The 6,332-nt window shown below is 65.4% G+C and carries 6 protein-coding genes; all 6 read left to right on the top strand.

Translation table 11 applies throughout. From position 1 onward, the window contains the following. The coding region (locus tag AC1DFC_RS29480) for an RHS repeat-associated core domain-containing protein (RefSeq protein WP_478180552.1) at nt 1-3,248 on the top strand (3,248 nt) is incomplete at its 5' end. 92 nt (nt 3,249-3,340) lie between these two features. Beyond that, the gene (locus AC1DFC_RS29485; protein ID WP_413333157.1) at nt 3,341-3,724 is read left to right on the top strand and encodes an SEL1-like repeat protein; all 384 of its coding nucleotides are present in this window, start codon (nt 3,341-3,343) and stop codon (nt 3,722-3,724) included. Further along, nucleotides 3,721-4,059 carry a hypothetical protein gene (locus AC1DFC_RS29490; RefSeq protein WP_413316409.1) on the top strand — a complete coding sequence of 113 codons (339 nt, stop codon included), beginning with the start codon at nt 3,721-3,723 and terminating at the stop codon, nt 4,057-4,059. Before AC1DFC_RS29485 ends, AC1DFC_RS29490 begins: the two co-directional genes overlap by 4 nt. An 80-nt stretch (nt 4,060-4,139) precedes the next feature. After that, nucleotides 4,140-4,394 (top strand): hypothetical protein, encoded by a 255-nt coding sequence (locus tag AC1DFC_RS29495; protein ID WP_413316407.1) that lies wholly within the window; start codon nt 4,140-4,142, stop codon nt 4,392-4,394. Between the two features lie 26 nt (nt 4,395-4,420). Next, complete coding sequence (locus AC1DFC_RS29500; protein WP_478180553.1) at nt 4,421-4,915, top strand: pentapeptide repeat-containing protein; 495 nt, start codon at nt 4,421-4,423, stop codon at nt 4,913-4,915. A gap of 13 nt (nt 4,916-4,928) precedes the next feature. Beyond that, nucleotides 4,929-6,332 (top strand): DUF6531 domain-containing protein (locus tag AC1DFC_RS29505; RefSeq protein WP_478180554.1); only part of this gene is annotated, 1,404 nt, incomplete at its 3' end.

A 6,332-nucleotide genomic window follows, 5' to 3' on the forward strand; every position in this document is an offset into this window, starting at 1 on the left:
CCAGCCTCGTGCACCACGCGGCCGACGGCCGCAGCCACGCCTACCCCGTGCTGGCCGTAGGCCAAGCCTACTTCGACCCGATCGAAGAAGTCCGCGTCTCGCGCCTGAGCGAGAGCCTGCTGGTGCTGGACTTCGGCAAGCCGCTGCCCGAAGGCGAGCCCAGCGAGTGGCGCGAGATCTACGAGTACGTCGACAGCAGGCAGCCGCACTTCAGGTTGGTCACGCAGCAGGCCAAGGACGGCATGGCCATCGGCCTGCGCTACGACCACGTCATTGCAGCGACGGGCGAGCGCGTGCTCAGCGACGTCATCAGCAAGCACGGCGAGGCCGTCATGGCGCATGTAGGCACGAAGCCTGATGCGCAGACCGGGCTCATCCAGTCGCTGTGGGAGCTCAAGGACGGCCAGGTCGTGCGCCAGTTGGCCGCCTACACCCACGATGGCGAGCGCGACCTCGTCGCCGCACAGGACGAAGACGGCGCCAGCTGGAGCTACACCTACAGCCACCATCTCGTGACCCGGTACACCGACCGCACCGGCCGGGGCATGAACCTGGAGTACGACGGCACCGGCCCTGACGCCAAGGCCGTGCGCGAGTGGTCCGACGACGGCAGCTTCGCGCTGAAGCTGGAGTGGGACAGGAACATCCGCCTGACCTACGTGACCGATGCCTTGGGCGGCGAGACCTGGCACTACTACGACATCCAGGGCTACACCTACCGCATCATCCATCCGGACGGGCTGCAGGAATGGTTCTTCCGCGACGACGCGAAGAACATCACGCGTCACGTGCACACCGACGGCACGACCGACGACTACACCTACGACGCCGACGGCAACCTGCAGACGCACACCCGTGCCGATGGAAGCCGTGTGCACTACGAGTACGACAGGCTGCACCGGCTCACCGGCATCCGCGATGCCGAAGGCGGCGTGTGGAAGCGCGACTACGACGCGCAGCTGCGTGCCGAAGGCAGCCTGCCGGGCCGGATCCACGAGATCGTCCTGGCCGACGGGACGCGCGAGCAGGCCCTGCACGACCCCGAGGGGCGCTTGCTCGCGCACGTCGATGGGCTCGGGCGCCGCACGCGCTACAGCTACAGCCGCGCAGGACTGATCTCGGGGCGCACCGATGCCGAGGGGCATTCGCTCAGGTACCAGTGGGACCTGCTGGGCCGTCTCGTCGAATTGCGCAACGAGAACGGCAGCCGCCACAGCCTGCGCTATGACCCTGTGGGTCGGCTGCTTGACAAGACCGACTTCGCTCACCAGACCACGCGGTACCGCTACGAAGAAGGCACCGGCCGACTCGTCGAGGTTGCGGCGGGCGGACGGGTCGTGCAACTGCAGGCCGATGCGATGGGCAGGATGACGCAGCGATCCGCGGGCAGCCAGGTCGAGCACTTCGCCTTCGACCGCAACGGACGCATGGTCGAGGCGTCCAACAGCGACGCGCGCCTGCAGTGGTTCTACGACCCGGCCGGTAACCTGACGCGAGAGCACCAGCACGATCTGCAGGCCGGTCGCACGGCGATATGGCAGCACCGCTACGACGCGCTCAACCAGCGCGTCGCCACGATCCGTCCCGACGGCCATACGACCCAGTGGCTCATCTACGGTTCGGGCCACGTGCACGGCCTGCTGCTCGACGGGCACGACATCCTCGGTTTCGAGCGCGACGACCTCCATCGCGAAGTGGTGCGCGAGCAGCGCAACGGCCTGACCCAGAAGCTGCGTTACGACAACGCAGGGAGGCGGCTGGAGCAGCAGGTCGTGCCGGGCCAGGCGAGCGCACCCGGCGCGCTGCAGCTGCAGCGCACCTACGGCTACGACAAGTCAGGGCAGCTGATCGCCATCGGTGACAGCCGTCATGGCAACCTCGACTACCGCTATGACCCCGTCGGCCGGCTTGTCGAGGCCAACGGCCGGCTCGGACGCGAGACCTTTGCCTTCGACCCCGCGGGCAACATCGTCGATCCCGACAGCACGGCCGGCGGCAGCCGGGTTCCCGTCTCCCCCTTGCTCGACAACCTGCTCAGGGCCTATGCCGGCGTGCGCTACCGGTACGATGAGCACGGCAACATGGTCGAGCGCGTGTGCAACGGCCGGGCGACCATCTTTGCCTGGGACGCCTTCGGGCGCCTGGGCTCGGCCACGGAGGAAGACGGCACGCAGACCTCGTTCGCCTACGACCCGCTGGGACGCCGCATTTCCAAGCGTTCGCGAGACAGCATCACCCGGTTCGGGTGGGACGGCGACACGCTCGCCTTCGAGAGCACGCAGAGCTTTGCCGGAGAGCACGAGGAAGCAGGCCGAGGCTGGAGCGTGCACTATGTCCACGAGCCGCGCTCCTTCGCTCCGCTGGTTCAACTGCGCCAGGCGCATGCGATCGTGCCGGGCAGGACGCCCGACGTGCGAGAGCTCATGGCCGCCAACGGCGGCGCCTACGACATCGAGCAAGACCCGCTGTGGAACGGAGAACTCCAGCCCGGACAACGCAGCTTCGAAGACGACGAGGTCGCCTTCTACCAGTGCGACCACCTCGGCACGCCACGGGACCTGACCGATCACGAGGGCCGCGTCGCCTGGTCGGCCCAGTACAAGGCCTGGGGCGAGGCGCGCGAAGTCATCAGCGAAGCGGGGCGACGTGCCGGTCTCTCGAACCCCATCCGGTTTCAGGGGCAGTACTTCGACGCCGAGACAGGGCTGCACTACAACCGCTACCGCTACTACGATCCGGCGAGCGGCCGGTATGTCTCGCCCGACCCACTGGGACTCGCGGGCGGTCTCAACCTGTATGCCTATGTCGGCGGCAACCCCGTGCGCGGCATCGATCCGCTGGGACTGGTCGACATCAACCTGTTCCCGCACAACGAGGCGATCCGGCAGTCGGCAGACAACATCCCGAGCCCGCCCGGCACTTTCACGGTCGGATCCCATGGCAACTCGAACATCATGACCGACACCGCGCTCAAGGGCATCACGCCCGCACAGATGGCGCAGCGGATCAAGGCGCACCCGTCCTATACGGAAGGCCAGAAGGTGCAGCTGATGTCGTGCGAGACCGGCAAGGGAACGGACCCCTACGCGCAGAAACTGGCCAACGAATTGAACGCACCCGTCGAGGCGCCCGACAAGCTCCTGTGGATCTGGCCCCACGGCGCCTACAAGCCTGCCGGCCAGAAGGCCGACGGCACCATGGACACCGCAGATCCCGGCGTCTGGCATACCTTCAACCCCAAGTCATGAAGAACATCGATCTCAGGTTCGGCGCGAAGCTGGCAGTGCTTCTTCCTCTTCTTCTGAACCTCTCAGTCTCTTACGCAACGGAGAACCAAACCATGGACACGCCCGACGCTGCACCAGCCTCTTCTTCTTCGCCCATCTCGGGTGCGCAGTCTTACGCACTGACAGATGCGCAACGAGCCGAACTGATCACGAAGGCCGAGTCCGGTGACGCCGAGGCCGCGTTCCGTCTCTCGCTGTACTACACCTTCACGTCTTCTGACGACGTTCAGCGCATCCGCTGGTTGACGATCGCGGCCAAGGCCGGACACGTGGTCGCTCAGCACAACCTGGCCTACGACCTCTACATGAGCGGCAAGGACCTCGCCGAAGCCGCGCATTGGGCAGCGGAGTCGTCGAAGAGCGGCAATGCGGAGGCAGGCGATCTGCTCAAGGAAATCGAAGCGGCCCGCGCGAAGGCCCGGGGCTCGCGTCCGTGAGCGACGGCCTCGATGGTTCGGCCGCGCCGCTCTTCGAGATCGAGTCGCCGGATCGGCTGCTGCTCAACACCCCGGTGGTGATCGCATTGGGCAACGCTTTCAGGCTGTTCGAGAAGACCGGGCAAGACCTGAATAACTTCGATGTCCGCATTGCCGAGAGGCGGAAAGAGAACGGCGAGGACGAAGACGGTGTCGACACCATCGGCATCGCCTTCTCGGCCAAGCTGCTGCCAGGACAGAAGGGACTTGGCAACGCCAGCAGGTTGGGGCGGTCGATCATGTACATCGCCTCGAGGATCACGGGCGAAATACTTCGGGAGCAAGGAAGCAGGTAGTGGTCCCGACGCTGGGACTGTTTCAAAAGACGCCGCGGCCGACTGAGTCTGCGGCTTTCAATTTTGCGAGGGAGAAAAGAATGAACGAAATCATCGAAGTCGATGGCCTGGTGGCACAGGCGATTGCAGTGGCCTGGGAGGATGGGCGGTCTTCAGGCCTGCGATTCGAGAACTACAAGCTCGTGTTGGTCGATGCATCCGACGGATACAGAGTTACGTGGGAAGCGTCGAACAAGCCGCAGGGTCATCGCGGTGCTCTGCCCGGCCTGGCTGAGCCGCAACTGCTGATCGACAAGTCCAGCGGCCGAGTCCTTCAGAAGCATCTGTCTCGCTGAAGAGATAGCGAACCGAGGGGCATCGAGTGTCTTCCCAGATCATCATCCTCGCCCACGACATGTGGCGCAAAGGCGCGGGCGGCGCTCCCGCCGGGCTCGTAGGCCAGGCCGACAGCTTCGCCTATGCCGGGCTCGACCTGGGCCTTGTCCAGTTCGCCGCGACGACCTTCGCAGGTACGAGCTTCACCGCCACCAGCTTCAAGCAGGCGGGCTGGAGCGGCTGCCAGTTCACGGGCTGCAGCTTCACCCAGTGCGACTTCAGCGGCATCTCGATCACCGGCTGCACTTTCGTCAACTGCAGCTTCACGCGCGCGAACTTCGACGGCTCAAGCATCGGCAGCAGCACCTTCAGGCAATGCCAGTGGGACGACATCAGCTTCGCAGGCGGCAGCTGGAACGACGTCGGCGTGCTGGACTGCAGCGGCACCGTGGTGCATGCGCAGGGGCTGCAGGGACGCAGCGTGGACTTCACCGGCAGCACCTTCGAGCAGCTCGCGTTCCAGGGCGCAAACATCAACTGAGGAACGACGACAGATGGCAGGGACGGAAGAAAAAAACGCGCCGACCACCGAGCGCGAACCGCAGACGGCGGTGGCACCGCTGAACACGATCGTGAAGGAGGACATCGCCGCGGCAAGCAAGGCGGTGGACGACTGGCTGCGCTCCTTCAGTGGCGGCTACGTGACGCTGGAGCGGCTGACGATGGTGCTGGGCAGCATCCCGATCGTGGGCAACATCATGGCGCTGGTGGATGTGTTCCTGGACATCATCAACATCGTCGAGAAGAAGGCCAAGGACAGCGTCGATGCGTTCCTGAACTGGGTGAGCCTGGGCATCAACCTGATCGGGCTGATCCCGATACCGCCGAGCATGGCGGCGGCGCGCATGAGCCTGAGGCCCACGCTGCACCTGGTGAGGCAGCAACTGACGACCGCAGCCTCCAACCTTGGCGAAGCCATCGTCACCACGCTGGTGGGGCATCTGAACGCCACCATCATGGGCGAGCTGGACACGTTCATCGATGGAGCCATCGCCAAGCTCGACGGCATCCTGAAGAGCTGCGCGGATCTTGCGGACAAGATCATCGACAACCTGGTGGACATCCTGCGGCGGGTGCTCGGGCAGAAGGATCTGTTCACGGTAGGCACGCCTGCAGTGGCAGAAACGAAGGTGCACGACCCGAAGACGCAGAGCACGTGGAGCCGGATGTGGGGCGCGGCGGTGCGCTACTCGAAGCAGTCGGCGAACTACGTGGCGAAAGCGGCTGCGAGCCAACTGCCGGACGGCATCGCGAGCAAGGTCGAAAGCGTGATCGCGCAGATGCTGGACTTCAAGCGGGAACTGCGGGAGCAGTTGTCGCGGCTGGCGGACAAGGAGGCGCAGGCCAGCATTATGTGGCTGCTGCACAAGCTGCGGGATGCGCTGCTGAAGAAGAAGGGCCAGCGCGCGGCGATCGTGGCTCCGCAGGCGGGAGCCAAGGCAGAAAAGGAAAATCCCGGAACGCAGCTCGGTCACATCAACAAGCAAGCCGATGCACAAGGGACCGCAGGCTGCAAGAACTGCCCTGCGCCGGCACGCATCGGCTCTTCCATCAGCCTGAGCACCGGCAACGAAAGCTTCACCCACACCGACTTCGTTCTCGCAGCGCCGCTGCCGATCGAATGGGCGCGCACCTACGCCAGCGACCTCGACGCCTTCGACCGGGGCAGCCTCGGTGCACGCTGGATCACTCCCTACAGCATGCGCGTGGACATCACCACGCCGACACGCGGCGCACGCCAGGGGCAGCCCAGCCTCGTGCACCACGCGGCCGACGGCCGCAGCCACGCCTACCCCGTGCTGGCCGTAGGCCAAGCCTACTTCGACCCGATCGAAGAAGTCCGCGTCTCGCGCCTGAGCGAGAGCCTGCTGGTGCTGGACTTCGGCAAGCCGCTGCCC

It is taken from the genome of Variovorax sp. 10L421 (assembly GCF_056395365.1).